Origin of the sequence: Paenibacillus sp. G2S3 (assembly GCF_030123105.1) — a bacterium.
In the GTDB taxonomy this organism is placed as follows: Bacteria; Bacillota; Bacilli; order Paenibacillales; family Paenibacillaceae; genus Paenibacillus_AQ.
Map to the genome: position 1 here is coordinate 2,982,484 of NZ_CP126095.1, position 24,614 is coordinate 3,007,097.

Here is a 24,614-nt window from a genome sequence, read left to right on the forward strand (position 1 = left end):
TTAAGGCAGAGATAACTTTTTGTTTGTATGTACACCTATCTATGAAAAGTAGAATGGTCCGAAACTTGTAATCTTGTATTGGTTATTACACATTTATCAATAACCTTTAATTTAAGAGTCTTTAAACATAAATTCGGGGCCCTATCTCTAGGGCCCCTTTCATGGGAGAGGAGAAACCGGACGAAGAGCTTATGGGGAAACGTAAGCCTGCTCCGCGGTTGTCTACGACATTTGTGGTGTCGATAATTACATGATGTCCCTGGAAGACCAGTCTTATACATAAGGAAGACTTATTTATCGGAATAGTCTTGATCTTTCCATATTTCATATCTAGACAAATTTTTTATTTCATCGCGCAAATGTGTTACGATAGGCGTGGACTTATGCCCTTTTGGGTATAACAAACAGAGACATAGAGCGGGTGATTGACGGTGAGAGTGGTATCGGGAAGTGCAAAAGGAAGACCACTAAAAAGTGTACCAGGTAGCGGAACAAGACCTACAACCGATAAGGTGAAGGAAGCTGTATTCAGTATGATCGGTCCATATTTCGAAGGTGGAGCGGTGCTAGACTTGTTCGCAGGTACAGGTGGTTTGGGTATCGAAGCTTTAAGCAGAGGGATGGAAAGCGCCGTATTTGTAGATATGGATCCCAAGAGTATTGACACGATTCGTGCCAATTTGAAAGCGACTAATCTTGAAGCGAGTGCGCAAGTGTACCGAAATGAAGCAGGAAGAGCGCTGAGTGCATTGGAGAAGCGGGGACGTGTTTTTGATTTAGTCTTTCTAGATCCTCCCTACCGATTAAAGCACGGTGATGAGCTGATGCTGTCTATGGTAGAAAAAGGAATGCTGCAAGAGGACGCAATCATTGTTCTGGAGCATGAATCAAGTTATGCCTATCCTGAGGATATCCCAGGATTTTATAGGCTGCGTCAGGCCGTATACGGAGAAACGACAATTTCTATTTATCAGTATGAAGCTAATCCTTCAGTGGAAAGCGAGACTGGTGAGGAGGTAGAGAATGAGTCAGCAAATTAGAAAAGAACGTGTCGCCATCTATCCAGGCACATTTGATCCCGTGACTATGGGACATATGGATATTATTCGGCGCGCATCCAAGCAATTTGACCGTTTAATCGTAACGGTGCTTAATAATTTGAGCAAAAACCCGCTGTTTACTGTAGAAGAGCGAACAGAGCTTTTAAGACAGGCAACCGCTGATATTCCCAATGTGGAAATCGACAGCTTTCGGGATCTGCTAGTCAATTATGTTCGTCAAAAAGATGCTCAAGTCATTGTTCGTGGTATTCGTACCGTAACTGACTTTGAATATGAACTGCAAAATGCATCCATCAACCATAGTCTGGATCCGGATGCGGAAACGATCTTTATGATGACTAATCCGAAATATTCCTATCTAAGCTCCAGCGTTGTAAAAGAAATTGCCCATTTTGGTGGGAATGTGTCCGATTTCGTGACGCCTGAGGTGGAACAAGCGATGAAGCTTAAATTTAATCGAGTCGATGGCGAAAAGCACTAACGAGATAGATCACTGCGGATAATGCTAATAGGATGATGAGTAGAAGAGATTGCAAACTAAGCAATTGTGGAAAAGAGCTCCATATGGCAGTTACATTAATGGTTCTGTTTGGTGTGGATTGTGAATCAGCAAGGGCAGGTAAAGCAGCTTCACTTATAGCCAACAGTGGTTTCCATAGCAGTATTGTTAATAAAAAAGCATAAGCTCCATGCATCAGGCGAACCGCAGCATAGGGAAGGAATCGGACATTTGCTTGTTTAAGCAGCGTCAGCACCTGTAGCTGGGCGCAAACCCCGCTCCAGCCTAGTGCAGCAGAGAGTAAGGCCAAGCCTAGTACTCCTGATGATCCAGCTCCGATGCTCGAGAGCCCTTTGCTTATAGCGTCAGCTCCTAAATGAATCTCGAGCAAGCTTGCTGGCAGAGCGGCTGGCAATGCAGGAAGTACAGTAGTAATGATATTGATGACCACGGCGAACATAATCATGTAACCGCCCACAACCATCAAATTTTGTACCGCTGTAGCTACTGACTCCCCAAGGAGTCTACCGAAGCTTCGCCCATCTCTTGATCTGGCTTCAGTGGCTGCAAGCTGGACACGACTGTATAAAGAAGACCGTTTGGTGTTCGTGCTTTCCTTTAGAGAAGGTCGCGGATTGTCTAGCCGGCCATTTAACAGAGCATCTGTATAACTGGCCAGAAATCCTGAAATCCAGTGGATAGCAAGCAGAAAGTAGCCTGCTGTAGGATTATGTAGGAAAGCTACACCGATCACAATGAGTAGGGTTACTGGACTGGCGAAATGCGTAAGTGAGGCAAGACGAGCGGCCTCCTTGTCCGAAATACTGCCTTGCTTGTGAAGCTGCATTACACCTCCGGCCCCGCCTGGGAATCCAGCGGTGATTCCAAGCGCCAAAGTCCAACCACTTGCGCCAGGAAGTCGAAAGACCTTTTTCATTAATGGTTCCAGGAGTACTCCGAAACCATGCACGAAACCCGAAGCGGTTAGCATCTCAGACAGCATCAGGAAGGGTAAAAGTGCTGGGAATACGAGTGTCCACCAGAGCTTTAATCCTTGGAGAGAAGCCTCGAAAGAGCTCTCTGGTGAGATGATGATTGCGATGGCTAACAGGATTGCGATCGCCCCGGATAGAAAAGGTGTGGAGCGATTAGCTAGCCGGCGAATTTTAATATTGTTCATTTCTAGAATCACCTCTTCATAACTTAAGGCATAGCAGATGTGTTATCAATTTATGCAGAGTAGACAACCATCATGCCAAACCACTAGTCGAAGCGGTAATGAAGTTCAAACATTCAACTCCTAAATGTGCCGTGGGAAAGAAGGGAAGAGCAGTGAAGCAGCTGAAGCATCGGCCGGGATTCCGCGCCACAGCTTACCTCTTTACGTTTGTAGTAATCGTGTATGTATTTGTGTTTATGAACACACCGTACATTGTATATCAGCCGGGTAGTGCGTCTGAGGTCGCCCCTATGATTAAAGTGGAGAATGCTGATCCAGCTGAAGAAGGAACCTTCATGATGACTACAGTATCCGCTAGTTATGCTAATGTGGCCTTGCTGGTCGCTTCTGTTTTTAACTCCAATTCAGAGGTTGTGCGGAAAGAAACCCGGTTAGGAGATAAATCTGAAGACGAGTATGCTGCGGAGCAGGTTTTTTATATGAATAGCTCGCAATCTTACTCCGTTCAGGCGGCCTATCACGCTGCAGGAATTCCGTATGAGGATGTAGTGGATTATTTGTATGTTTTTTCGGTTCCGGTTGCAAGTAATAAAGGCCAATTCCAGCCAGGCGACAAAATCATAAGTGTAGAAGGACAGAAGGTACCAGATCCAGAAGCACTTTCTGCTTTACTTTCAACAAAAAAAATCGGTGATCAGGTCGCTGTTGTTTTGCAAAGAAACGGTAAGGAAGTTAAGGAGCAGGTGACACTGGTCGAGATCAAAGATAAAGAAGGTACTGCCGTTCGACCTGGTTTTGGAGTCACTATCGCCGCAGTTCAAAAGGTAAAACCTAAAGAACAAGGAAAAGCGGTCAGCTTTGTGGATACGAATGTTGGCGGACCTTCAGCAGGACTGATGTTTACTATGGAAATTTACAACCGTCTGACGCCTGGTGATTTAACCAAAGGGCATAGGGTCGCAGGAACGGGCACGATTGACGCTGAGGGTGTGGTAGGTGCTATCGGTGGAGTGAAGCATAAGATTGTTGCTGCGGATCGAAAGGGGGCGGAGATTTTTTTCGTACCTGTTAAGAATTACGACGAAGCCAAAGCGAAAGCTGATAAAATCGGCACATCTATGAAGCTGGTGCCAGTATCTACGCTGGATGAAGCGCTGAAGTATATGGAGGAACTACCGGTCAAACCATGACCGGAGGTTCCAAATAATCGCGATACATATCGGTTCTGTGAGGTTCTCGAAAAGCTCCAGCGAAAGCAGACGCGGCTTGAAGGTCTCGCTCAAGTTGGGGATGGGAGCACAGTGACGGCCGCATGACGATGGGTAAAGTTGCTTTTTGTTTCATCTCTTTAAGCAATGCTCGTCCACTTTCTCTAAATCCAAGGATTCGAATATAACCGGGCCCCTCTGCTAGTACAGAAGGGGTCATTTCTTCCTTTGTATGATTTAGCAAAATGTGTAGTAGCAGACGTTGCAGACGTGTATGCGTGTAACGCTTGCTCTTAAGGGCTTGTAGCAAACCCGAAATAGTGAATTGCTCAAGCTCCGGCATAAGACGAAGAATTCTATTCTCTAAGCCTTCATTCATGTCCTGGATTGTTCGTAGCTCGGCAGCAGTACGTGTAGAGAGCAGGTGACGGAGTGGACCTCTGAAATGCTCCAAGTCCAGAGGACCTCTACCGGCTGCATGCTCTCTTTCTAATATGGACACGCTATATTCCGGCATGTAAGCAGCTGGAGAGCCACCTTCTTGCAGTAGCTTGCGAATAGCAGTGGCGCTTGCGATAGAAGAGCCAACTTGCAAAGGATCATGGAATCCGGCTGCCGTTCGCGGAACGGTTAACGGCTCGATCTTGCTATTTAGCCGCTGCAAGGCGATGAGATAATGCAAGCCAAGGCTGTTATTCGGCTGGCGCAGGAGCTCGCCAGCGTCGCCGGGACTCTCCTCGTCATGGAGAGTCCCTTGCCAAGCCACCGCCGCCGCTGCGCTGTACGCGGCGGGGAAGCTCGCTCCGAGCGCCATGCGGCGGCGGATCTCGCTCTGAAGTTCGCTGCTTTCCTCTGCCAGATACTTGGCCAGAGGAAGCAGCGAACCCAAAGTGCCAGCTTCGGAGCCGAAGCACAAGCTGTCCACGACCCCGGTCGCTTCCAGCAGTGCAACTGCTCCGAAGGCGAACCATTCTGCCGGCTGTACAGCATAGGCCACCGGCAGCTCAATGACGAGGTCTGCGCCCATTCGTAGCGCCATCTCCGTCCGGGCCTGCTTGCTCACTGCTGCCGGCTCGCCGCGCTGGGTAAAGGGACCGCTCATGACGACGATGACGCGCTCAGCGCCTGATAGTCTTTTGGCTTCGGTGAAGTGATGGACATGTCCGTTATGTAATGGATTGTATTCTGCTATTATTCCAACCGTTGTCACTGCTGCTTCCCTCCGTATGTAACCATTATTTAAAATATAAGAAGGTATAAGTTAGGCACCTATCCTTATCTAGAAACTCTGTTCGCATAAACTGTCGTTTTGATTTACACTAATAGTTATATCATAATTCTCTCCAATTCCTGAAACAATATAAAGGGAAAATGGTTGACAAAGGTATATAATACTAGGTATAATAAATTTTGTTTGTTTGGGAGTGATAAGTATGCAGATTCACTTTCGCAAATTAGCGAATGCCGACGAACCGTTACATATTCACGATGTTGTGGATGTCAGCGAGGTAGTCAAAGGGCGCAAGGATATTCTATCTGTTGCTCCGCTCTCAGTGGACCTTAAAGCGCTGCCCGCGGGAACCGATTGTGTGAACGTGGTGGGAAAACTGAGTGGAGATGTGGACATGTTATGTTCACGTTGTCTCACGGAGGTCAAAAGTGATTTGAACATTCCTTTTGCTGAGACTTTCAAGTGGCTTAAGCAGCCGGTTCTTCCAGATGATGACGAAGATGAGGAACTCATTTACGTCAAGGATGAGGTTGTGGATCTTATCCCGTATGTGGAAGAAAATTTCGTACTGCACTTACCGGATTCGGTATTGTGCAAGGCAGACTGTCTTGGTCTTTGTCAGAAATGCGGACAGAACTTGAACGAAGGCACCTGCAGTTGCGACAACACAGTGATCGATCCTCGACTCGCTGGGTTGAAAGACTTTTTCAAATGAAACATTACAACAAAACACATTCTGCTCTGAGGAGCAGGCTGACAGAAATATCACAAGGAGGTGGAACACATGGCAGTACCACAACGTAGAACGTCTAAAACACGCCGTGACAAACGTCGCACCCACTTTAAGTTGGTTGTGCCGGGCATGGTGAAATGCGAACAATGCGGAGAGTTGAAATTGGCTCACCACGTATGTAAAGTTTGCGGAACTTACAAAGCAAGAGAAATCATCAAACAATAGTTTCAGAATAAGTAGTACTTCACTATCGGTGAGGTACTATTTTTTTTGAAATATAAGAATACATAAGTTTCACACTATTACATTTTCCTTATATTTTTCGCACAAACGCTTACCGTCTATTAGGGACGCGGAAGGCGTTATGCTTATCCAAACATAAGCCGCCCAGAAGTCAATGCTTTATTTTTGGTGCGGCATGCTTTATACTACATATTAGTACCTGGTTCTAAAAATGATTTCGATTATTTGACCTAATATAACAGCGGCCATTTAAGCGGCCGAATGCTTTCTTTAAAATATAAGAAAGTATAAGTTATGCACCTATACTTGATGTCTTATATTTCTCGCTTAAACGTTTATCGTCCATAAGGACGCGAAGGCGTTTATGCTTGGCACGTGCCAGGAGGTGAGCCGCAATCGAGCGGATGTCCAAGAAAGAACGTCAGCAACAGCTACTACATATAATCGCAGGTAATCCTTTTGTAACGGATCGGGAGTTGACTCGTCAGCTGAAAGTTAGCATTCAGACGATTCGGTTAGACCGAATGGAGCTGGGGATACCGGAACTGCGTGAACGAATGAAGCAAATGGCAGAGCACTCCTATGATCAGGTGCGCTCTTTGCCTGCGGATGAAGTCATCGGAGACATTGTGGATTTACAATTGGACAAGAGTGGGATTTCGATATTTGAGATTCGTGAAGACCATGTGTTCTCTAGAAATGGGATCGCTCGTGGCCACTATGTGTTTGCTCAAGCCAACTCGCTTGCGGTTGCCGTAATCAACGATGAAATTGCTCTGACCGCTTCAGCCGATATACGTTTTGTACGCACAGTTCAGCTAGGTGAGAAGTGTATTGCCAAAGCACAGGTGCGGTCACTCGCCGGTAGGGGTGGCAAAGCAGAGGTGGACGTATTCACCTATGTCGGAGAAGAACTAGTGTTTCAGGGCCATTTTATAGTGTATCGGTCCGCAAATGATGAACACAGTGAAGGGGGTAACCATAGTGCTGATCGCCATTGATGCCATGGGCGGGGACAACGCTCCTGAATGTAATGTCGAGGGGGCGTTGTCCGCGGCCGCGGAATGGAAGGATACGCAGATTGTACTCGTTGGTGACGAGGCCAGATTAGAGCCGCTGCTGAGGGACAAGCCGTCCAATCTGACAATACGTCATGCAGGAGACGTCATTGGTTCTGATGAAGAGCCGGTTAAGGCAGTTCGTCGTAAAAAAGACTCATCCATGGTTGTAGCTGGACGAATGGTGCGCGAAGGTGAAGCAGATGCTATGATTTCGTCAGGTAACACGGGTGCGCTTATGACCACGGGACTCCTCGTAGTTGGCCGGATGCAGGGGATTGAACGTCCTGCACTGGCGCCTATGATTCCAACGCTTGACGATGTTGGGGTACTGGCTCTTGATCTTGGTGCTAACATGGATGCGAAGCCTGAACATCTGGTACAATATGCGCTGATGGGCAGTATTTACCGGAGCAAGGTGCATGGTATAGCTAAGCCGCGTGTGGGACTTCTGAATGTAGGGACGGAGCCTGGTAAGGGTAACGAACTGACGAAAGAAGCATATCCGCTGCTTGAGAACTTGCCAGGCATTCATTTTATCGGTAATGTTGAGGCACGTGACGTGCTGACAGGGAACTGCGATGTGCTTGTCTGCGATGGATTTGCCGGTAATATTTTGCTGAAATCTCTAGAGGGTACGGCGGGTGCTTTGTTTTCTTTGCTCAAGGAGCAATTTAGTCGTTCTCTGAAGACTAAGCTTGGCGCGGCTATGCTGATGCCGGAGCTTAGAGCTCTAAAGGGTAAGATGGATTACAAAGAGCACGGTGGTGCACCACTACTTGGTCTTAGCGGATTGGTAGTTAAGGGGCACGGATCTTCTGACGGAAATGCGGTTAAGAATGCGGTAAGACAAGCGCGGATTGCTCTGCAAGCCGATCTTGTGCCAAGTATATCCAAGGAAATTAGCGGGAAGTGAGTGACGACATGAGACAGTTGCGACCGGTTGGCATTATAGGAACTGGGAAATATGTACCTGAGAAAATATTAACAAATAGTGATCTGGAAAAAATAGTGGAGACTAACGATGAGTGGATCGTCAGTCGGACGGGTATCCGTGAAAGACATATTGCTGCGCCTCATGAGGCAACTTCTGATCTATCATATGAAGCAGCACTCAAGGCACTTGATTCCGCGGGAATGAAAGCCGAAGATTTGGATCTTATCATTATTGCAACAGTAACACCTGATAGTGCCTTTCCTTCTACAGCCTGCATTTTGCAGGATAAACTAGGTGCTAAAGGTGCTGCGGCGTTTGATTTGTCAGCAGCCTGCTCTGGTTTTGTATACAGCTTAGCTACAGCGGTTGGATTTATTCAGAATGGAATGTACAATAATGCACTTATTATAGGTGCGGATACTTTATCCCGCATCACAGATTATACGGATCGTAATACTTGTGTCTTGTTCGGCGATGGAGCAGGCGCAGTAATCATTGGTGAGGTTCCAGAAGGTCGTGGTTTCCAATCCTTTGATCTGGGTGCTGAAGGCTCCGGTGGGAACTTGCTTAAGCTTGAAGCCGGCGGTTCACGCTTGCCTGCCTCTCAGCAAACCGTTGAAGATAAGAAGCATTTCATTTATATGAATGGCCGTGAAGTGTTTAAGTTTGCAGTTCGTGTGATGGGCTCGGCTACAGAACGTGTGCTTACTAAAGCTGGTCTGGGTAAGGAAGATATTGATTTGTTCGTACCACACCAAGCGAATGTTCGTATCATTCAATCCGCTATGCAGCGTCTTGATTTGCCACCGGAGAAATGTGTAATCAATGTTGATAAATATGCCAATACTTCGGCTGCCTCCATTCCACTAGCTCTTGTAGAAGCTGCGGAAGAAGGACGTATGAAAGAAGGCGACACCGTCCTGATGGTTGGATTCGGCGGTGGCTTGACTTGGGGCGCATCTGTATTGATCTGGTAATAAGCTAAGACCGTTATACGGGAAGGAGTTCATACTTATGAGTAAAATTGCATTTGTCTTTCCCGGTCAGGGAGCACAAGCAGTTGGAATGGGCAAGGATGTTTATGATGCTCTTCCAAACAGCCGTGCAGTGTTCGAGAAAGGGGATGAAGTTCTCGGATTTCCACTGAGCAAGCTGATTTTTGAAGGACCGGACAGTGAATTGAAGCAGACAGTAAACACGCAACCAGCGCTTCTTACTGCTAGCGTAGCCTATCTTGAAGCTCTACGTGATCAAGGTTTGAAGCCGGATTATGTTGCAGGACATAGCCTTGGTGAATACAGCGCACTAGTAGCTGCAGGTGTATTGTCTTATGAAGATGCAGTAACGCTTGTGCGTTTAAGAGGCCGTTTCATGGAAGAAGCTGTTCCAGGGGGCCAAGGTGCAATGGCGGCAGTGCTTGGTGCTGAACGTGAAGCGTTGGCAGCATTATGCCAAACTATCTCTGAAGAGAGCGGTGTTGTAGAACTGGCTAACGTTAACTGTCCAGGTCAGATCGTTGTTTCCGGATCTCAGGAAGGTGTTAATGGTGTGGTGCAGCGTGTTAAAGAAGCTGGTGGCAAGCGGGCAATTCCACTAGAAGTAAGTGGGCCTTTTCACTCTTCTATGATGAGAGTTGCTGCAGATCGTTTGGCAGAAGAGTTGAAGAAAGTAACCTTCAATACTCCAAGTGTGCCTGTCATCGTTAATGTCACTGCATCACCGGTGACGGATCCCGAAGAAATTCGCGAACTGCTTGTTCGTCAGGTGTATTCTCCTGTGCTTTGGCAGGACAGCATTGAATGGTTGATTGCGGATGGTGTAGACACTTTTGTGGAGATTGGTTCTGGTAGTGTTCTGGCTGGTCTAATCCGCAAAATTGACAAAACAGTCAAAGTAATCAACATTAATACACTTGAAAGTGTCCAAACTGTTTTGTAAGAAATGGTTTAACATTTAGACAACAGCATCATGATTGAGAGGGGATTAAACTATGTTCTCAGCATTGCGGGGCCAGACAGCCCTTGTAACTGGCGGCTCACGTGGCATTGGTCGTAGTATCGCGCTTGCTCTTGCAGAGCACGGCGTAAAGGTGGCCGTGAACTATGCAGGAAGTGAAGCGGCGGCACAGGAGACTGTGGCTCGTATTGCCGAGCTTGGCTCAGAGGGGATTGCTCTCCGTGGAGATGTCGGCAATAGTGAACAGGCCGAGAGCCTTGTGAAAGAGGTTCTTAATACCTGGGGACGTATTGACATTGTTGTCAATAATGCCGGCATTACCAGGGACAACCTGATTATGCGCATGAAAGAGGAAGAGTTCGATCAAGTGATCGAGACGAATCTGAAAGGTGTGTTTAATTGCCTTAAGGCAGCTACACGTCCGATGATGAAACAGCGCTACGGTCGAATCATTAATATTTCCTCGGTTGTGGGTGTGACAGGTAACCCTGGTCAGGCTAATTACTCTGCAGCTAAGGCTGGTGTCATCGGTTTAACGAAGGCATCGGCTCGTGAGCTTTCTTCGCGGGGCATCACCGTCAACTGTATCGCTCCTGGTTTTATTGATACAGATATGACGCGTGAGCTCTCAGAAGAGGTTCGCAGTGAGCTAGAGAAGGGCATTCCACTAGCTCGCCTTGGGCGTCCGGAAGAAGTAGCTATGGCAGTTGTTTTCTTAGCTTCTGAAGGCGCCGCTTATATGACCGGCCAGACACTACACGTGGATGGCGGGATGTATATGTAATTCTCCTTTGAAAATATAAGAAAGTATAAGTTCACACTATACTTTATCCTTATATTTCTCGCTTAAACACTTACCGTCCTTATAAGGACACCGAAGGCGTTTATGCTTAGGAGAAATTACACTGTTTTAAAGATGAAATGTGAGGGATCAGGAAAGCGTTTTTTGCGGTCTATGGTATTTTGACCTCATATCTCGTATAATACCAAAAGAGGAGGTGAACCGGATGTCCGATGTATTAGAGCGTGTAAAACGCATTGTCATCGACCGCTTAGGTGCCGATGAAGCTGAGGTAACATTAGAAGCGTCTTTCAAAGATGATTTAGGTGCTGATTCTCTTGATGTAGTAGAATTGGTTATGGAATTGGAAGATGAATTCGACATGGAAATCTCTGATGAAGATGCAGAGACGATTACGACCGTGGGTGAAGTTGTGAAGTACATACAATCTCATACCTAGAGTCATATGATTGAGAGTCCCGTTCCAACTTGGGCGGGGCTTCTCCTCATTTATACAGCAATAAAGATGCATTACAGGTTGCCTTGCGCAGCTTTATAGGGATTATAACAGAACCGCAGCAGCTTTAATGATGCGGTGACCGCTGTTCATATAGTAATAATTCGCAGTATATAAGTACTGAATATAATGTATACAGCCTATAGATGGGGTGATTGTGTTTGAGTCATAGAGTGGTTGTAACCGGGATGGGCGTAATTACGTCACTGGGGAAAGACTTGGAGACGTTCTGGGATAATCTGATGAGCGGTAAATCAGGTGTGTCGATGGTTGAAGCCTTTGATGTCAGTGAATACACTACGCGAATTGCTTCATCCGTTAAAGACTTTGATCCTGAGGCGCTTTTTGGCCGTAAGGAAGCCCGCAAAATGGACCGTTTTGTACAATTTGCAGTGGCTGCCGGTGAAGATGCGTTGAGAGACAGCGGACTTAAGATCGGTGAGGATATCGATGCTGAACGGATCGGTGTATCTGTTGGTTCGGGTATCGGAGGTCTTGGTACTTGGGAAGACAATCATAATTTGTTGCTTGAAAAAGGGCCGAAACGGGTTAGCCCGTTCTTTATCCCGATGATGATCGCTAACATGGGGTCTGGACAGCTGTCCATCAATCTCGGCGCAAAGGGACCTAATACGACTACAGTGACAGCCTGTGCTACAGGAAGTCATTCCATTGGGGAATCATTCCGTCTGATTCAGCGTGGAGATGCAGATGCTATGATCTGCGGTGGTTCGGAAGCGACTATTCGTCCAACAGGAATGGCAGGTTTCTGTGCTATGAGAGCTATGTCCACTCGTAATGATGAGCCTGAGAAGGCAAGTCGTCCGTTTGATGTGGATCGCGATGGTTTTGTTATGGGAGAGGGCGCTGGAATCTTGATTCTGGAATCGCTTGAACATGCTGAGAAACGCGGAGCGAAGATTTATGCTGAAGTTATCGGTTATGGTCTGAGCGCTGATGCTCACCATATGACTGAACCAGATCCAGATGGTGCAGCTCGCTGCATGAAGATGGCAATCCGTGATGCTGGTATCTCTCCTGAAGATATTGATTACATCAATGCACATGGTACTTCAACACCTGTAGGAGATAGATCAGAAACGGCTGCTGTTAAGAAAGCATTGGGCGAACACGCCTATAAAGTAGCTATTAGCTCAACGAAATCCATGACAGGTCATCTTCTAGGTGCTGCTGGTGGAGTAGAAGCTATTATCTGCGGACTCTCTTTGCAAAAGGGTATGATTGCACCAACGATTAATTTGGACAACCAGGACCCAGAATGTGATTTGGATTATGTACCAAATGTGCCACGTAAAGCGGATCTTGATATTGTAATGTCGAATTCGTTTGGATTCGGGGGACATAACGCAACAGTTATTCTAAAAAAATATAATCAGTAAGGGGACAGCGCGGTGAAAGGAGAACTGAAGCAGTTACAACAGCAACTTCAAATCCAATTTCACGATTCTGTGCTTCTAAAGCAGGCCTTTACCCATGCATCCTATGTGAATGAACACCGTTTCAATCAGCATCAGGACAATGAGCGTCTCGAATTTCTAGGGGATGCTGTACTGGAGCTGACGGTTTCTGAATATTTGTACAATCTGTTGCCAGATCGACCTGAAGGGGAACTGACCAAGCTACGTGCCGCTATCGTATGCGAGCCTTCGCTGGTTAAGTTCGCTGAGAGTTTAGGGTTTGGCCGTTATGTACTGCTGGGAAAAGGGGAAGAACTTACGGGCGGACGTACTCGCCCGGCCCTGCTGGCTGATGTGTTCGAATCCTTCGTGGGAGCGCTTTATCTCGACCAAGGACTGGAAACTGTGCGGTCTTTTCTTGATAATCACGTATTTCCACTTGTGGAGACGGATGGGAAACTGCAAATGCAGATGACCGATTATAAGACGGAACTGCAAGAGCTAATTCAGCAGCACAATATGGGTACGTTGGAATATCGGATCATTGAAGAACGGGGACCCGCGCATGAGCGTGAATTCGTCTCTGAAGTGTTAATGACTAACCGTTCTCTTGGTAAAGGGAGCGGCCGCTCGAAGAAGGAAGCGGAGCAGCAAGCTGCAGCAGCTGCACTGTTGCATCTGAAAGAAGATGGTGCCTGAATTTTGCATCATGTGGACAAGCGGAGGAGAGCAGCAAAGGTCTGAATACCGGCGTTTAGGCGGAGCTCAGACCGTTGCTGCTCTTTTTCGAAAGAATAGCCAAGCTTCATTTTGAAGCTATTTTAGGCTAATAAACGCTATGGTATAATGGGTCAGAGGTGATTGGCAAGTATGTTTTTGAAACGGATAGAATTAGCTGGTTTTAAATCATTTGCCGACAAAACAGAAATGGAATTTGTGCGCGGAATTACGGCCGTAGTGGGTCCGAACGGAAGCGGCAAAAGTAATATTTCTGACGGCATACGCTGGGTACTCGGCGAACAGAGTGCTAAATCACTGCGCGGTGGCAAGATGGAAGATATTATTTTTGCCGGTAGTGACGCGCGTAAAGCAGTAAATTATGGTGAAGTATCACTAACACTAGATAATGAGGATCACACGCTTCCACTGGATTTCAGCGAAGTTACAGTGACTCGGCGTGTTCATCGTAGCGGTGAGAGTGAATATTTAATTAATAAGCAATCCTGCCGACTGAAGGATATCACAGAGCTGTTCATGGATACCGGTATCGGGCGTGAGGCTTATTCGATTATCGGGCAGGGTCGGATTGAAGAGATTCTGAGTACTCGTTCCGAGGATCGGCGAGGCATCTTTGAAGAGGCATCGGGTATTGTAAAATATAAATCACGTAAAAAAGATGCAGGTCGAAAGCTCGACGACACGGAGCAAAACTTGCTTCGGATTCACGATTTGATTAGTGAACTTGAGGACCAGATTGGTCCGCTAAAGGATCAGTCGGAGAAGGCGATTCGCTTTAAAGAGCTTCGGGAACAACTGAAGCATCAGGAAATCTCAGTCTATGTGCACCAGATTGAAGGCATTCATACGGCTTGGCAGGAAGGTAACGCTAAGCTCGAAACTTTAAAGGATGAGCAACTAGAGCTATCTACAGTTGTCTCTGCTCATGATGCGAAGCTGGAAAGCGGACGTGCTGAACTGCGCTCGTTAGAAGAACAGATTGAGAAGCAGCAAGAGCAATTGCTCCGTTATAGTGAAGCTTATGAGAAGAGCGAAGGTTATGGGGAAGTCCTGAAGGAGCGCAAGCGTAATCTAGAGAGCAACCGTGAACAGTTAATGCTCACATTAGGTTCTGTAGGTGAGCGTTCTGCGGATCGACAGCGTGAGCTTGGCGATTTTGAATCTAAGCTCGAAGCGTCCCGGCTTAAGCTTGTTGAGCTTCGGAAACAGATCGAAGCGGAAGAGACAAGGCTCGAAGGTGTCGCTGACGGTATTAGTCAGAGCCAGGAGGAAAAGCTGAAAAGTGCTCTCCTGGAGTTAATGAACCTTATGGCAAATGCACGTAACGAAATTCGTTACTCTGATCAACAGAAGGAGAACCTGGAGCGTCGTATGAGCCGCAGTGAAGAAGAAAGCGGCAAATGGACTGCGAGGCACGAAGAGTTGTCTGCCAACCAAAAAGGGCTAAAAGACAAGATTGCTCAGCTTGGCAAAGAACTAAGCAATCTTCGTGGTGCTTATATTACGGAAAGTGAACAGCTTAGTAAACGTCAGAAGCTGATTGAAGAGACTCAGTCAGGCCTGCGGAAGTGGGAACAGAAGCGGGAAGCACAAGTCTCTCGTCATGAGACCATGAAAGAAATGCAGGATGATTTCGATGGTTTTATGCTTGGGGTAAAAGAAGTACTCAAAGGGGCTCGTAAAGGACAGCTTAACGGGGTGCATGGTGCGGTTGCTGAACTCATCTCCGTTCCAGAAAAGCTGGAAATGGCTGTCGAGACTGCGCTGGGTGCCTCGCTGCAACACGTAGTAATGGATAATGAGAGCGTGTCTCGTCAAGCGATATCTTTCCTGAAGCAACGTCAATTGGGACGAGCTACTTTTCTACCACTCGATGTTATCCGTCCACGCCAAATCTCCGGTAGCGACCGTGGAATGGTGGAAGATGCTGAAGGTTTTGTTGGAATTGGTTCCGAACTCGTTGGATTCGATGATAAGTATGCTAGTATTATTGGCAGTTTGCTTGGCAATGTAGTTATTGCTGAGAGCCTGGAGCAGGCAAACCGTATCGCCGCTAGATGCCAGTATCGTTATCGTGTGGTTACGCTGGAAGGTGATGTAGTAAATGCCGGGGGTTCCATGACCGGAGGTAGCCAGCATAAAAAGAATAATAGCTTGCTTAGTCGTAAACGCCAGCTGGATCAGCTGAGCAGTGAGATCGAAGAGAGCGAACGTCAAATTGTTAAGCTGAAACAAGGTATAGCCAGACTTCGTGAAGAGCAGGAGAACGCTAGCGTGAAGCTAGAGGACCTGCGCCGTGATGGTGATGAGAAAAGACTGGAAGAGCAACGCGTTTCTGGCGATTTGAAGCAGCTTGAACAGGAGCTTCGGCATGTGCTGGAACAAGTGGAGAGCAGTGGCGCGGAACGGAGTGGCTTTGAGACTGAGGTCCGCGCGCTTGAAGAGACTCGGAAACAAGCCTCCGCTGAGCTTGAGCGCCTTGAGAAGGAAGAGAAAGAAGCCCATGAGGCTATTCGTAATGCCGAATCTGCGCGTAAAGCGAATGAATCGGCTAAGGAAGAGCTTCAAGGTAAGCTGACCAGTATGAAGGTTTCGGAAGGCAAGCTCGATCAGGAGATATTCTCCCTGGAGGAGCAATTACGTCGTCTAAGACAAGATGTGGGCTCACAGGATAAAGAGCTGCGCCAGAATCGGAATCTGTTACATACGATCGAACAGGATTTGGCTAGTAATGCTTTGGAAACTGTGAAACAGAAAGAAGATTTGAATAGTTATCGTCTGAAGAAGGAAGAGACAGCCGGTACTTTGGATTTAGCTCGGGCGGAACGTTCAGCGTTGACCCGTAAGCTGGAACTAGAGGAGGGCAAGACTAAGGATCAACGTCAGGCACTTAGAGTTGTGGAGGACAAGCTGCGATCCACTGAAGTTTCTGTGGGGCGTCTCGATGTTGAACTTGATAATATTCTTCGTAAGCTGAGTGATGATTACGAGCTGAGCTATGAACTAGCGAAGCAGCGTTATCCTGTGCCTGAAGATGTGCCTGCCGCACAAGCGGATGTACAGCGTCTGAAACGCAGTATTTCTGCTCTGGGCGAAGTCAACTTAGGTGCGATTGAAGAATATCAACGTGTTCATGAGCGTTATACCTTCCTCAGTGGGCAAAAAGATGACCTAGTCGAAGCCAAGACTACTCTTTATCAAGTCATCCGTGAGATGGAAGATGAAATGTCCAAACGCTTCAAACAGACCTTTGATGCGATCCGCAAACAATTCGGCACGGTATTCTCGAAGCTGTTCGGAGGCGGTCGAGCTGATCTCATGCTGCTGGATCCAGAACATATGCTTGAAACAGGTATCGATATCGTAGCCCAACCACCGGGTAAAAAGCTTCAAAACCTGCAGCTCCTGTCCGGCGGGGAACGCGCCTTAACTGCGATGGCCCTCTTGTTTGCCATCCTGCAAGTGAAGCCAGTTCCATTCTGCGTATTGGATGAGGTAGAGGCTGCGCTGGATGAAGCGAATGTCGTGCGTTTTGCACAGTATTTGCGTGAGTTCTCGGAACAAACGCAATTTATCGTCGTTACACACCGCAAAGGAACGATGGAAGAGGCGGATGTGCTCTACGGAGTGACGATGGAAGAAGGCGGAGTATCGAAGCTTGTCTCTGTACGTTTAGAGGATGAGGAAGCGGAGATCGCTTAACGGCTTGCCGAAATGGTGATTTTTTAAGCATCTGCTTTCGAATTAAGTTTTGTACAAAGTTAAATCAATGAAGTTTTGCTCACAAAACTTTTAGGAGGAAACAAATGAGCTTTTTCAGGAAGTTAAAAGAAAGTATTTCCGGCAAAACGGAAAGTGTAACCAAACAATTCCGCGACGGATTAGAGAAAACCCGTAAAGGCTTTGTCGAGAAGGTAGCAGACCTGATTATCCGCCGTAAAAAAATAGATGAAGAGTTCTACGAAGAGCTGGAAGAAATCTTGATTGGTGCGGACGTAGGTGTTAATACAGTAATGACACTTGTGGAGGATCTACGCGCCGAAGTGAAGCAAAAGCGAATTGAAGATGCAGCTGAGCTGCAACCCATTTTGTCCCGTATGCTCATGGAATTGCTGCGCGGCGATGATGATAACAGCCTGAAGGAGAACCCGAACGGGATTACCGTTATCTTGTTCGTTGGGGTAAATGGTGTAGGCAAGACGACTACAATCGGTAAGCTTGCGCATCGTTACAAACAAGAGGGTAAAAAAGTTCTTTTGGCCGCAGGGGATACGTTTCGTGCCGGAGCGATTGAACAGCTCGAAGTTTGGGGTCAACGTGCAGGTGTAGACGTAATCAAGCAACAAGCAGGCTCTGACCCAGCGGCTGTTATGTTCGATGCTGTACAAGCGGCTAAGCAGCGGAATGTGGATATCTTGATTTGTGATACCGCAGGTAGACTTCAGAATAAGAGCAATCTGATGGAAGAGCTCAACAAGATTTTCCGTGTCATTCAAAGAGAAATTCCTAGTGCTCCGCATGAAGTACTGATGGTGCTAGATGCAACTACAGGTCAAAATGCGCTAACTCAAGCCAAGCTATTTGGTGAAAAGAGTGGGGTAACAGGTCTAGTCTTGACGAAGCTGGATGGAACAGCTAAAGGCGGAATTGTGGTAGCCATTCGTCAGGAAATGAACTTACCGGTGAAGCTCGTAGGGCTCGGAGAAAAGATGGAAGACTTGCAGCCATTTGATTCTCAGCAGTTCGTGCATGCTCTTTTTGCGGGATTGATTGCCGAGGAAGAAGAGTCAGAAGAATCGGAAGAGTAAGTATAATCAAGACCAACAAATGATTATTAAGAAGTCATATTTACAAGGAATGTCCTCGAAGCTATATTTAGTTTATGAGGGCATTCCTTTTTTATAAAATGCTTGTTAGTTATTGATGTAGTAACCTCTAAGGGATTCTTAAAAAGTATAAATGCATCGCGTAAGGTATCCCTTTAAATAACAGTTTCCCCTCACTAATTAGCCTCCAGAAGCGATATTCTATAAACGAAGTACTGATAAATAAATTCCACTGTCCTATCATTGTACCTACAATAAGTCCAGCATTTACGTAATGATTTCCTTCCTCATTCTTTTGTATTTGCAGAATTAAGGATAGAATGTCTTCGTCATAGTATGTTTCAGGAACATTCGTCAGCTGACCATTAGACCAGACTCGAAGCATCTCCTTGGTGCTGCTGATTTTTTGCCACTCCAGTTCATACTGTTTTCTTTGTACGGAGGTAAGGGGTTGCGTAATTTCGGTGTTTTTAATAAGAGTTTGCACAGCTTCGTTTGGGAGCTGACCTAGGGACTGAGGAGTTAAGCCAATACTAAATTGTTCGGCAATCCCGGGAATTTCCCAATAAGCTTCGATTGGATTTATAACATGAATAGGTTGCTTCCTCTCACTAAGAACAGAAAGTGCAAATCGTAAACCTGTCTGATCATGGGAGTTGTCTCCGCACCAATAGTGATTTTTTTATCCTCAGGAATTTCTTTTAAGGTTTGAATCATGGCTTCCAGTTTATGCTGGGGATTGAGATGATAACCCTGATCCGGAAATCGTTCCTGAAACCATAACTCACGGGCATGAAACCCTTCATCATTATGTAATTTACACAGCGGCCCAGCAGAGAACATCTCATTAAATGAAAGTACTCTTATTAAATGACGACAACCTACACGACTAAGTGCTACCTTCATCGAACCAGCTTCTGACAAGCCGAATAATTAATAAATGTGATTCCGCCTAGCCTCTTCCTGCTCTATTGACATAGTATATTTGTGCTCCATATTTCACTCTCCCATCGCACCAAATTATACCATACTCAAAGAATTCACATACTCAGGAAACTATATTAAAAATACAATATATGAAAAATTCATAATAGTAATGCTTGTCACTACTCCAGCATACAATTCAATGAAGAAACTACATTTCAGCTCCGGCTACCTATATAAGAGAGAAAGGAAGCGATTCCAAAACTCGTAAATATTCAGAGATCACATTTCTCTGTTATATATATTGACATCGGCAATAGAATTTACGTATTATGGGAATACAAAACAATAATTTCATGGATATTTTCAGAAATAAAAGTATGGATTGTTAGTAAAGATAACATTTATCGAAAGGAGTCGGGCTCATGTCCAAATTAGATCCTCTGCCAGGTCTGTCTCCGTATCCGCTGCAACATTTTTTCGATGAAATGTATGCAGACAAGAGAAATGTCCGGCCGCACTACAGACATGTGAATCGCATGTTTTCCGGAATGAGCTCCGAAGAGCTGCAGGGTAAGCAGAATTTGATGCAGCGCAGGATGATGGAGGAAGGAATTACATTTACGCTTTACAATCCGGCTCAGGATCATCCTATGGAGCGAACGATCCCCTTCGATATGATTCCACGCATTATTCCTAAGAATGAATGGGAGAGGCTAGAGGCTGGAATTATTCAGCGTATCACGGCTTTGAATTTGTTCATTCATGATATCTACCATGAGCAGTACATCGTAAAGGATGGAATAGTCCCAAGGCGTATGATTATTTCCAACTGTTATTTCCGGCCAGAAATGGCGGGTCTAAGGGTGCCTGGTGGAGCCTATATCACAACTTCGGGAATCGATCTCATCCGCCATCATGATGGGCAATATTATGTGCTTGAAGATAATCTACGAACGCCTTCAGGTTTTTCATATCTTTTTAAAGGCAGAACCCTTATGAATCAGCTATTTCCTGAATTGTCCTTTGCTAGCTCCATCCGAGATGTTGATCATAGCTTGAATCGCTTCTTATCCGTTCTACGTAGTTTATCACCCTCACGAAAGTCAGATCCGGTTATAGCACTCCTTACACCTGGGGAATACAATTCTGCTTATTATGAGCATGCTTTTCTAGCACAACAGATGGGAATACATTTGGTTGAAGGTCGAGATTTGGTTGCAAAAGATCACAAAATATATTTGAAAGAAATGAACGGACTTCGCCGTGTAGATGTGCTGTATCGACGTTTGGATGATGATTTCATCGATCCGTTAGCTTTTCAGCCAGATTCACTTCTAGGGGTAGCAGGTCTGATGAATGCGTATCGGGCAGGGAATGTGGCGATTGCTAATGCTCCGGGGACTGGTGTTGCAGATGATAAAGCGATGTATGTCTATGTACCGGATATGATTCGTTATTATCTGAATGAAGAACCGATTCTTGGGAATGTCCCGACCTATTTGCTAGGCAGACCTGACGAACGTTTATATGTCCTTGAGAACCTATCTGAAATGGTTGTTAAGGAGACTTCATTATCAGGGGGATATGGAATGTTGATCGGAAGCGAAGCTACGAAAGAAGAACTCGCTGAATTCCGAATGAAGATTATCGCAGATCCGGAACGCTATATTGCACAGCCTATTATGTCTCTGTCCAGAGCACCGGTATTGTCTGGTGGGACTATGGCGCCTAGACATATCGATCTTCGGGCGTTTGTGTTAATGGGTGCTGACCGGAAGCCGCATGTTATACCTGGAGGATTGACACGGGTAGCCATGAAAGAAGGGTCATTGGTCGTCAATTCCTCGCAAGGTGGTGGCGTAAAAGATACTTGGGTCATGGCTTGATGGCTTGATACAACCTAGTGAGGCTTGTTGATGATTAACAAAATGCAGCATCAATTTATTAAATAAGGGAGTTGCTGGAGATGCTGAATCGAAATGCTGAAGCTTTGTTCTGGATCGGCAGATATATTGAAAGGGCAGAGAATCATGCACGGCTAATCAATGTTCATTATCATATCCAGCAGGAAGAGGATTTTCATGAAGAAGGACATAAATGGTCAAGGCTGATCGATGCGCTAGGCGTTCGTGGTGAATATATACAGCAGTTCGAAACCTTTTCCGAGCAGGATGTGCTATCTTTCATCACACTTGATTTAGGCAATTCTAATTCATTGTTCTCCTGTGTACATCATGCTAGAAATAATCTGCGCACCCTCCGTCAGCAGCTTCCAAGTGAATTATGGGATGTTGTAAACAGCTTCAACCTATGGCTTGGTGAGCGATCTGTTGCAGATATTATGAGCGGCCCACATCAGTTCTATCAGCAGGTCAAGGAGCGTACAGCCATGTTTCTCGGAGCTGAGCAGTCGGTAATGCTTAGGGGGAATGAATGGCATTTCATTGAGAGTGGACGGTTTCTAGAGCGAGCAGAGAATACAACTCGTATCTTACAGGCGGTTATTGCCTCATGCCGATTTAAGGAGCTTAACGCGGTTTATACTCAGTTGCAGGCGGTGCTTAAATCCGTTAGTGGGTACCAGGCGTTTCGCCGTTATTATGCAGATGCTATGTCTCCGGAGAGCATTTTAGATTTCTTGATTGCGAATCCCAAATTCCCTCGATCGATCCGGTTTTCTTTTCATCAGTTGGAGGAGCATTTAGCAAAGCTTGAACTGGATTCCTCAGAAAAAGGCTCAGGCCATGAGAAGGTCATTCGTCAAGCAGGTAAGCTTAAAGCGGAGCTGGATTACATGGAAAAAGAAGAAATGTCCGGCGAGCTGGTGGAAGATGTGCTTAAATCGCTGGTGATATCCTGTCAAAAGCTTGGAAAAACAATGGAGGGCGCCTTTTTTCGGCGAGAAGGAGTGTCTGTATGAAGATTCAAATCAATCATACCACCACATACAGCTATCCAGAGCCGGTTACGGACAGTGTCAATGAGATCAGACTCACGCCGCGCACGAATTATCGCCAATCCTGTTATCACCATGAAGTGGATATTTATCCGCCAGCCAATCTATTAACCTATGAGGATTTCTTCGGGAATCGGGTCCATGCCTATTCGGTCAATAAGCCGCACACGGAGATGGTCATTCATACTAAAGCTACTGTAGTAACGTTGGATAAGGCTCAGGGAATGGATCTACCGAGAACATCCCTTGCAGAACAAGTTAAATTGTTAAATGATGAGAAATTCCAGAACCGTTATATTGAGTTTATTTTGCCGACCCGTTATACCGAGGTGACGCCTGAATTAGTGGAGTTTGCTTCACAGTATCCTTTTAATGAAACGGAGGATATGTATGAATGGATTCTCAAGTTATCTGCAACGATATATGAACAGTTCACCTATGACCCTGAGGCTACAAGTGTAAATACTACGGTAAAAAAAGCACTGAAGCTCAAACGTGGTGTATGTCAGGATTATGCTCATCTAATGATCGCTGTCTGCCGTAGCGTCGGTCTGCCGTCCAGATATGTAAGTGGATATCATTTTGTAGGTGATCTGCAAGGGAGTAATGCTAATTTTGAGCAAGCCTCACATGCTTGGGTGGAGACTCACATTCCGGGTACAGGTTGGCTTGGTTTCGATCCGACCAATAATGTTGAGGTCAATTGGCGTTATATTAAGTTAGGTCACGGACGGGACTACAAAGATATTGTACCTGTAAAAGGTGTATATCGTGGTGGAGCAGGCACTCTGACCGTGAAAGTGGATGTGCGGAAGCTGGACAATTAAATGGATAGATCTAGATGAAACTCTCAGTTCAAGCTTTTGAACGGGGAGTTTTTTTGTGAAGATGATTCCAGTATGCATGTATTTGGGTAATCTTGATCCATAGTACATCACTAAGAGATCTTAAGGGAGAGATTACATATGAGTCCAAACATAGCTAAGAAACAAAGATTTATTGGAAAAACTACAATTATAACAGGAGCGGGCTCAGGAATTGGTCGGGCCACTGCTATTAAGCTGGCGAGGGAAGGTGCTAATGTAGCGCTTTTTGATTTGAATCTTGAACGTACCTCATCTTTGGCGGATAAGCTGAACAAGTTTCGCAAAGATTGTGCATTGGCCATTGAGGTAGATACTTCGGATGAAAAAGGCATGGAGGAAGCCGTTCGCAGAACCGTCGAACAATTCGGTGGCTTAGATGTAGTATTCGCTAACGCGGGAATTAATGGTGCGGTGGGACCTATAGAGGAACTTAGCTTGAGTGATTGGGAGCGTACGATGTCGGTGAACTTGACGGGGACCTTTTTGACCTTGAAATATACGATCCCTTATTTGAAGGATAAAGGGAAAGGCAGCATTATCATCACTAGCTCCATCAATGGGAACACTAGATTTGCCAGCTTTGGGTGGTCTACTTATAGCACTACCAAAGCTGGACAGGTGGCTTTTGCCAAAATGGCTGCACTTGAGCTAGCTAAGTTTAAGATTCGAGTGAATGTGGTATGCCCAGGAGCGATTGCTACTAATATAGATGAAACAACTGAAATGAGCGAGGAAGTAGAAGCAATTGTCATTCCAATTGAATTTCCCGATGGTGCGCAGCCCTTGGCGGACGGACCGGGCAAGCCGGATAATGTTGCCGATCTCGTTGCTTTTCTAGCATCCGATGAATCTATTCATATTACAGGTGCACAAATCGTGATTGACGGTGCGGAGTCCTTATTATCCTAATTTAGAGATCGCTTCGCGGTATTGCTCGTACCAAACGTTCCATTCAGCCTCACGTGACTCCAGTGTCGTACCATCCAGAAGATGCTGGATCACGTCCAGACATACATGCCAGCCAGCTAAATCTCGGGGTGTGTGCGGAGTGAACGTTTGGAGCGTTTCATTCAAGACGAGTAAGCAGCCTTTTGAATTAGGATATAGCTCAAAGCGAACGGAATCTTCAGCCCACGTAAATTCAAGAACAGATTCATGTTGCAGGGCGGTAATCGTCATTTCCTCAAAGGTTCCGTTTTGCATATCAAACTTGATTAATCCACCTTCACGCAGGTCTTCAACACGTAATTCAGTGAACCATAAAGCCAGCTTCTCATTTTCTGTCAAAAAGGACCAGATTTCAGATGCGGAATGTTTTAATTGACGTTCGAAACGAGCGACATAATGATCATCTGCTTTTTTGATGTTAGCTATCATGTTATATTTCTCCTTTGGACTACTGTTGTAGTCCTTTTTTTTATTGAGTTGAGGCTTATTAGAACGAGTATAACAATTGTTCGTATGAAAAAAAACTATTGT

Annotated in this window: 23 protein-coding genes and 1 pseudogene; 19 read left to right on the plus strand and 5 right to left on the minus strand. The window is 45.9% G+C overall.

All coding sequences use genetic code 11. The features are described 5' to 3' along the window. Positions 1–431: 431 nt before the first annotated feature. Both rsmD and coaD read left to right on the plus strand, forming a co-directional pair. On the plus strand, positions 432–1,040 hold the full coding sequence (rsmD, locus tag QNH28_RS12980; protein ID WP_060624086.1) for a 16S rRNA (guanine(966)-N(2))-methyltransferase RsmD: 609 nt from the start codon (positions 432–434) through the stop codon (positions 1,038–1,040). After that, positions 1,024–1,542: a pantetheine-phosphate adenylyltransferase gene (gene coaD, locus QNH28_RS12985; protein ID WP_234541163.1), complete on the plus strand. Its 519-nt coding sequence runs from the start codon at positions 1,024–1,026 to the stop codon at positions 1,540–1,542. Before rsmD ends, coaD begins: the two co-directional genes overlap by 17 nt. On the opposite strand, the gene QNH28_RS12990 is transcribed toward coaD, so the two are convergent. Further along, the gene (locus QNH28_RS12990; RefSeq protein ID WP_283911711.1) at positions 1,514–2,740 is read right to left on the minus strand and encodes a nucleoside recognition domain-containing protein; all 1,227 of its coding nucleotides are present in this window, start codon (positions 2,738–2,740) and stop codon (positions 1,514–1,516) included. The genes coaD and QNH28_RS12990 overlap by 29 nt on opposite strands. 152 nt (positions 2,741–2,892) lie before the next feature. Here QNH28_RS12990 and QNH28_RS12995 point away from each other — a divergent pair, with 152 nt between their 5' ends. Further along, on the plus strand, positions 2,893–3,930 hold the full coding sequence (locus tag QNH28_RS12995; RefSeq protein WP_283912138.1) for a SepM family pheromone-processing serine protease: 1,038 nt from the start codon (positions 2,893–2,895) through the stop codon (positions 3,928–3,930). Here the strand turns inward: QNH28_RS12995 and QNH28_RS13000 are convergent. Further along, positions 3,920–5,158 carry a nucleotidyltransferase gene (locus QNH28_RS13000; RefSeq protein ID WP_283911712.1) on the minus strand — a complete coding sequence of 413 codons (1,239 nt, stop codon included), beginning with the start codon at positions 5,156–5,158 and terminating at the stop codon, positions 3,920–3,922. The genes QNH28_RS12995 and QNH28_RS13000 overlap by 11 nt on opposite strands. A gap of 223 nt (positions 5,159–5,381) precedes the next feature. Between QNH28_RS13000 and QNH28_RS13005 the strand changes: the two genes are divergently transcribed. The 12 genes from QNH28_RS13005 (at position 5,382) to ftsY (ending at position 18,368) form a co-directional block, all read left to right on the plus strand. Then, positions 5,382–5,894, plus strand: coding sequence for a YceD family protein (locus QNH28_RS13005; RefSeq protein ID WP_283911713.1), 513 nt, complete (start codon positions 5,382–5,384; stop codon positions 5,892–5,894). 69 nt (positions 5,895–5,963) lie between these two features. Further along, positions 5,964–6,137, plus strand: coding sequence for a 50S ribosomal protein L32 (gene rpmF / locus QNH28_RS13010; protein ID WP_019911234.1), 174 nt, complete (start codon positions 5,964–5,966; stop codon positions 6,135–6,137). Between the two features lie 422 nt (positions 6,138–6,559). Further along, complete coding sequence (gene fapR, locus QNH28_RS13015) at positions 6,560–7,156, plus strand: transcription factor FapR (protein WP_042127208.1); 597 nt, start codon at positions 6,560–6,562, stop codon at positions 7,154–7,156. After that, a complete protein-coding gene (plsX, locus tag QNH28_RS13020; RefSeq protein ID WP_283911714.1) occupies positions 7,140–8,129 on the plus strand; it encodes a phosphate acyltransferase PlsX in 990 nt (329 codons plus the stop codon). Before fapR ends, plsX begins: the two co-directional genes overlap by 17 nt. An 8-nt stretch (positions 8,130–8,137) precedes the next feature. Next, positions 8,138–9,127 (plus strand): beta-ketoacyl-ACP synthase III, encoded by a 990-nt coding sequence (locus tag QNH28_RS13025; protein ID WP_283911715.1) that lies wholly within the window; start codon positions 8,138–8,140, stop codon positions 9,125–9,127. Positions 9,128–9,164: 37 nt separating this feature from the next. Next, on the plus strand, positions 9,165–10,088 hold the full coding sequence (gene fabD, locus QNH28_RS13030; RefSeq protein WP_283911716.1) for an ACP S-malonyltransferase: 924 nt from the start codon (positions 9,165–9,167) through the stop codon (positions 10,086–10,088). A 52-nt stretch (positions 10,089–10,140) separates the two neighbouring features. Further along, positions 10,141–10,890 carry a 3-oxoacyl-[acyl-carrier-protein] reductase gene (gene fabG, locus QNH28_RS13035; protein WP_283911717.1) on the plus strand — a complete coding sequence of 250 codons (750 nt, stop codon included), beginning with the start codon at positions 10,141–10,143 and terminating at the stop codon, positions 10,888–10,890. 223 nt (positions 10,891–11,113) lie between these two features. Further along, positions 11,114–11,347, plus strand: coding sequence for an acyl carrier protein (locus QNH28_RS13040; protein ID WP_036686493.1), 234 nt, complete (start codon positions 11,114–11,116; stop codon positions 11,345–11,347). Between the two features lie 218 nt (positions 11,348–11,565). Further along, a complete protein-coding gene (gene fabF, locus QNH28_RS13045; protein WP_283911718.1) occupies positions 11,566–12,804 on the plus strand; it encodes a beta-ketoacyl-ACP synthase II in 1,239 nt (412 codons plus the stop codon). Between the two features lie 12 nt (positions 12,805–12,816). Continuing rightward, positions 12,817–13,521 carry a ribonuclease III gene (rnc, locus tag QNH28_RS13050; protein ID WP_042127220.1) on the plus strand — a complete coding sequence of 235 codons (705 nt, stop codon included), beginning with the start codon at positions 12,817–12,819 and terminating at the stop codon, positions 13,519–13,521. Positions 13,522–13,692: 171 nt separating this feature from the next. Then, on the plus strand, positions 13,693–17,262 hold the full coding sequence (smc, locus tag QNH28_RS13055) for a chromosome segregation protein SMC (protein ID WP_283911719.1): 3,570 nt from the start codon (positions 13,693–13,695) through the stop codon (positions 17,260–17,262). Between the two features lie 104 nt (positions 17,263–17,366). Beyond that, complete coding sequence (ftsY, locus tag QNH28_RS13060; protein WP_283911720.1) at positions 17,367–18,368, plus strand: signal recognition particle-docking protein FtsY; 1,002 nt, start codon at positions 17,367–17,369, stop codon at positions 18,366–18,368. A 127-nt stretch (positions 18,369–18,495) separates the two neighbouring features. Here ftsY and QNH28_RS13065 read toward each other — a convergent pair whose 3' ends face one another. Beyond that, positions 18,496–18,873 carry a DUF3658 domain-containing protein gene (locus tag QNH28_RS13065; RefSeq protein WP_283911721.1) on the minus strand — a complete coding sequence of 126 codons (378 nt, stop codon included), beginning with the start codon at positions 18,871–18,873 and terminating at the stop codon, positions 18,496–18,498. Positions 18,874–19,026: 153 nt separating this feature from the next. Then, a pseudogene (locus tag QNH28_RS13070) lies at positions 19,027–19,292 on the minus strand (DUF1835 domain-containing protein); the annotation flags it as partial. 443 nt (positions 19,293–19,735) lie between these two features. Here QNH28_RS13070 and QNH28_RS13075 point away from each other — a divergent pair. The 4 genes from QNH28_RS13075 to QNH28_RS13090 all read left to right on the plus strand — a co-directional run bounded on the left by QNH28_RS13075 (position 19,736) and on the right by QNH28_RS13090 (position 24,044). Further along, the gene (locus QNH28_RS13075) at positions 19,736–21,199 is read left to right on the plus strand and encodes a circularly permuted type 2 ATP-grasp protein (RefSeq protein ID WP_042127226.1); all 1,464 of its coding nucleotides are present in this window, start codon (positions 19,736–19,738) and stop codon (positions 21,197–21,199) included. A gap of 80 nt (positions 21,200–21,279) precedes the next feature. Beyond that, positions 21,280–22,233 (plus strand): alpha-E domain-containing protein, encoded by a 954-nt coding sequence (locus QNH28_RS13080; protein ID WP_283911723.1) that lies wholly within the window; start codon positions 21,280–21,282, stop codon positions 22,231–22,233. Next, positions 22,230–23,096, plus strand: a complete 867-nt coding sequence (locus QNH28_RS13085; RefSeq protein WP_283911724.1) for a transglutaminase family protein — start codon at positions 22,230–22,232, stop codon at positions 23,094–23,096. Before QNH28_RS13080 ends, QNH28_RS13085 begins: the two co-directional genes overlap by 4 nt. Positions 23,097–23,234: 138 nt before the next feature. Beyond that, complete coding sequence (locus tag QNH28_RS13090) at positions 23,235–24,044, plus strand: SDR family oxidoreductase (protein ID WP_283911725.1); 810 nt, start codon at positions 23,235–23,237, stop codon at positions 24,042–24,044. On the opposite strand, the gene QNH28_RS13095 is transcribed toward QNH28_RS13090, so the two are convergent. Further along, positions 24,036–24,512, minus strand: a complete 477-nt coding sequence (locus QNH28_RS13095; protein ID WP_283911726.1) for an SRPBCC family protein — start codon at positions 24,510–24,512, stop codon at positions 24,036–24,038. The genes QNH28_RS13090 and QNH28_RS13095 overlap by 9 nt on opposite strands. Between the last annotated feature and the right edge of the window lie 102 nt (positions 24,513–24,614).